The 4,062-nt window shown below is 76.2% G+C and carries 5 protein-coding genes; 1 reads left to right on the forward strand and 4 read right to left on the reverse strand.

Annotated elements, in window-relative coordinates; genetic code table 11:
- Positions 1–227 precede the first annotated feature (227 nt).
- From A2U95_RS21160 to hisI, 4 genes are all read right to left on the reverse strand, one after another.
- Positions 228–458 (reverse strand): HGxxPAAW family protein, encoded by a 231-nt coding sequence (locus A2U95_RS21160; protein ID WP_166025683.1) that lies wholly within the window; start codon positions 456–458, stop codon positions 228–230.
- Between the two features lie 99 nt (positions 459–557).
- A complete protein-coding gene (locus A2U95_RS21165) occupies positions 558–1,202 on the reverse strand; it encodes a TIGR02234 family membrane protein (protein ID WP_166025685.1) in 645 nt (214 codons plus the stop codon).
- A 104-nt stretch (positions 1,203–1,306) separates the two neighbouring features.
- On the reverse strand, positions 1,307–2,803 hold the full coding sequence (locus tag A2U95_RS21170; protein WP_166025687.1) for an anthranilate synthase component I: 1,497 nt from the start codon (positions 2,801–2,803) through the stop codon (positions 1,307–1,309).
- An 11-nt stretch (positions 2,804–2,814) separates the two neighbouring features.
- A complete protein-coding gene (gene hisI / locus A2U95_RS21175; RefSeq protein WP_166025689.1) occupies positions 2,815–3,228 on the reverse strand; it encodes a phosphoribosyl-AMP cyclohydrolase in 414 nt (137 codons plus the stop codon).
- A gap of 110 nt (positions 3,229–3,338) precedes the next feature.
- Between hisI and A2U95_RS21180 the strand changes: the two genes are divergently transcribed.
- Complete coding sequence (locus A2U95_RS21180) at positions 3,339–3,974, forward strand: TIGR03085 family metal-binding protein (RefSeq protein ID WP_166025692.1); 636 nt, start codon at positions 3,339–3,341, stop codon at positions 3,972–3,974.
- The last annotated feature ends 88 nt before the right edge of the window (positions 3,975–4,062 follow it).

The following is a 4,062-nucleotide window of genomic DNA, read 5'->3' on the forward strand; positions in this document are numbered from 1 at the left end:
GGCGGGGCGGCCGGGGGCGGTGCCGCGGGGACGCCGCCCGGGGCCCGGGAGGGCGTGGGCGGCGTGGTGGGGTGCGGGGTCCCGGTGGTCACTCCCGCATTGTGCCCCGTCCGGGCGGCGCGCGCGGCCCGGGGACGCGTCAGGGGCGGCCCGGTGGTCCGGGCCGCCCCTGGACGGCGGTGTCGACGAGGCGTGCCGGCGGGGCGCTCGCCGCGCCCGGTGCCGGCTCAGGCGTTCTCGGCGACCTTGTGCACCGGGTGCACGTCCTCCGGCTGACCGAGGCCCGCACGGCGCATCAGACCGCCGACGACCGCGCCGAGCAGCGTCAGACCGATGCCGATCCAGAAGCCGATCGGGTTGGCCATCACGATGAAGACGGCCGCGACGCAGAAACCGACGAAGGCGATGATGACGCCGGTCCAGGCGGCCGGGGTGTGACCGTGGTTGCTGCCCGCCATGACTTGCTCCTCGTTGACGCGTGTACGTGTGGTGAGCGGGGCGCTCACGTCACATTCTTCCCCACCCGCGCCGCGGGGCGCGTCCCGGGGTCGGGGGGATCAGGCCCCGGTGGGGTCCTCGCCGCGGTCGAGCGCCTTCCACATGTCCTCCGGACGCTCGGGGCCGGCGGGCGCCGCCCCGCCCGCGGCCCGCCGGGGGCGGGGGACGCCGCCGCCGCGCTCGTAGCGGGCGGACATGCCGGGCCAGCGGCTGCCGCGCCACAGCGCCAGCAGACCGGCGACGAGGATCAGCGCGCCGCCGAGGGCGGCGGCGTACGGCCAGGAGGTGTGGGCGAGGCCGCTCACCGTCGCGGAGGCGTCGCCGGAGACCTGGGCGGCCCGCTCGTCGAGCGCGGCCCGGTCGGACGCGCCGAGCAGGGCGGAGGCCACCGTGCCCGCGCCGCACAGGGCGAGCAGGGCGGCGACCAGGACCCGGCCGGCGCGGCGGACGGCGAAGACGGCGACCAGGGCGGCCAGGCCCACTATGGCGAGGGCGGCCGGCGCGCCGGTGACGTCGCTGCCGGTGACGGTCAGCGGGAACGCGCCGCCGGCCACCTCCGCGGAGCCCTCCGCCCAGGTCTGCCGGCTGGCGAGCAGCGCGACGGCCGCGCCGAGGGCCCCGCTGAGCAGGGCGACGGCGAGGCTGCGGCGGGCCGTGCGGGCGGGCGCGGCGTCTTCGGGACGGGAGTCAGCACTGGAGGTCACCCCTCCACTATGGCCCCGCGCCCGCCGCCGCGGGGACCTCGGCGGGCCGCCCGGGGGCCAGGTGAGAGCGACATCACGCCCGCCCGCCGGGCCGGTCGCGGCCGTCAGCCGGCCGGCGCCTTCGCGGCCGTCAGCCGGTTGGCGCTGTGGACGGCCCGGAGCACGGCGGCGGCCTTGTTGCGGCACTCGGTGTCCTCGGCCACCGGGTCGGAGTCGGCGACCACCCCGGCCCCCGCCTGCACGTAGGCGGTGCCGTCGCGCAGCAGCGCGGTGCGGATGGCGATGGCGGTGTCGGAGTCCCCGGCGAAGTCCAGGTAGCCCACGCAGCCGCCGTACAGACCGCGCCGCGAGGGCTCCAGCTCGTCGATGATCCGCAGCGCGCTCGGCTTGGGGGCGCCGGAGAGGGTGCCGGCCGGGAAGCAGGCCGTGAGCACGTCGAAGGCGCCGCGGCCGGGGGCGACGCGTCCGGTGACGGTGGAGACGATGTGCATCACGTGCGAGTACCGCTCGATCGACATGAAGTCGACCACCTCCACGGAGCCCGGCTCGCAGACCCGGCCGAGGTCGTTGCGTCCGAGGTCGACGAGCATCAGGTGCTCGGCCCGCTCCTTGGGGTCGGCCATCAGTTCCTCGGCGAGCGCCTGGTCCTCCTGCGGGGTGGCGCCGCGGTGCCGGGTGCCGGCGATGGGGTGGAGCACGGCCCGCCCCTCCTCCACCTTGACCAGCGCCTCGGGGCTGGAGCCGACCACGTCGAAGCCGTCGAACCGCAGGAGGTACATGTACGGCGACGGGTTGGTGGCGCGCAGCACCCGGTAGACGTCCAGGGCGCTCGCCGTGCAGGGCGTCTCGAACCGCTGCGAGGGGACCACCTGGAAGGCGTCGCCGGCCCGGATGCGCTCCTTGATGTCCTCGACGGCCTTCTGGTAGTCGGCGCCGCCCCACAGCGCGGTGTACTCGGGCAGCCCGGCGTCGGGCAGGGCGACCGGCGGCTGGGCGAGCGGGCGGGCGAGGTCGGCCTCCATGGCGTCGAGCCGGGCGACCGCGTCGGCGTACGCCTCGTCGACGCCGGTGTCGAGGTCGTTGTGGTTGATCGCGTTGGCGATCAGCAGGACGGTGCCGTCCTGGTGGTCGAGGACGGCCAGGTCGCTGGTGAGCAGCATGGTCAGCTCGGGCAGCCGCAGGTCGTCGCGGTCGCCGGGGCCGATCTTCTCCAGGCGGCGCACGACGTCGTAGCCGAGGTAGCCGACCATGCCGCCGGTGAACGGCGGCAGGCCTTCCTGGCGGGGGGTGTGCAGGGTCTCCACGGTGGCGCGCAGCGCGGCCAGCGGGTCGCCCTCCTCGGGCACGCCGACGGGCGGGGCGCCGGTCCAGTGGGCCTGGCCGTCGCGTTCGGTCAGGGTGGCGCCGCTGCGGACGCCCACGAAGGAGTAGCGGGACCAGGAGCGGCCGTTCTCGGCGGACTCCAGCAGGAAGGTGCCGGTGCGTTCGGCGGCGAGCTTGCGGTAGAGCGCGAGGGGGGTGTCGCCGTCGGCGAGGAGCTTGCGGGTGACGGGAATGACACGCCGGTCTGCGGCGAGGGTGCGGAACGTCTCGAGGTCCATGGCCGTGGACCCTACTGATCCGCGGCGGCGCCCGCCCGCGCGTCTTCCTCCGTGAGCAGGACGTCGGCGTCGAAGCAGGTGCGGTCGCCGGTGTGGCAGGCGGCGCCGGTCTGGTCGACGCGGACCAGCAGGGTGTCGCCGTCGCAGTCGAGGGCGACGGACCGGACGTGCTGGACGTGGCCGGAGGTGTCGCCCTTGACCCAGTACTCCTGGCGGCTGCGCGACCAGTAGGTGCAGCGGCCGGTGGTGAGGGTGCGGTGCAGCGCCTCGTCGTCCATCCAGCCGAGCATCAGCACCTCGCCCGTGTCGTACTGCTGGGCGATGGCGGGCACCAGGCCGTCGGCGGTGCGCTTGAGGCGGGCGGCGACGGCGGGGTCGAGGCCCGTGGACGGTTCGGGGGTGGCGCTGCTGCTCATGGTGTCCATTCTGCCGCGCCCGCGAGGCGGCGCCGGACGGGTGTCCACGGGACGGACCGGTGACGCGTCGGGCGCGGGGCGTCCTGTGCGCGGGGCCCGGACCGCCGTAGGGTGGGGGCATGTCGACGTTTGCCAAGCGTGAACGGCTGCTCCTGGCCGACCTGTTGGAGACCGCGGGCCCCGAGGCGGCCACCCTGTGCGGGGATTGGACGGCCCGCGACCTGGCGGCGCACGTGGTGGTGCGCGAACGCCGGGCGGACGCGGCGGGCGGCATACTGATCAAGGCGCTGGCCGAGCGGCTGGAGCGGGTGCGGGCGGAGTTCGCCGCGAAGCCGTACGAGGAGCTGATCCAGCTGATCCGTACCGGCCCGCCGCGGATGTCGCCGTTCTCGCTGAAGCAGGTGGACGAGGCGTCGAACACGGTGGAGTTCTACGTCCACACGGAGGACGTCCGGCGGGCGGCGCCCGGCTGGACGCCGCGGGAGCTCGATCCCGTCTTCCAGGACGCGTTGTGGAGCCGGCTGGAGCGGATGGCGCGACTGCTGGGGCGGAAGGCGCCGGCGGGGCTGGTGCTGCGGCGGCCGGACGGGCGCACGGCGGTGGCCAACCGGGGGGCGCCGGTCGTGACGGTCACCGGTGAGCCGTCCGAGCTGCTCCTGTTCGCCTTCGGGCGTCAGGGCGTCGCCGACGTCACCCTCGACGGCGACCCCGACGCCATCGCCAAGACCCGCTCCTCCCCCCAGCTCGGCCTCTGACCCCGCGCCCGGGCGTCCCCGCGGGCACCCGGGCCGCCCCGGCGGCACGACCGCCCGCGCCGCCGGGGCGGCCGGGGGGCGGTCGCCC

Source organism: Streptomyces chilikensis (assembly GCF_001642695.1).
Lineage (GTDB): Bacteria > Actinomycetota > Actinomycetes > Streptomycetales > Streptomycetaceae > Streptomyces > Streptomyces chilikensis.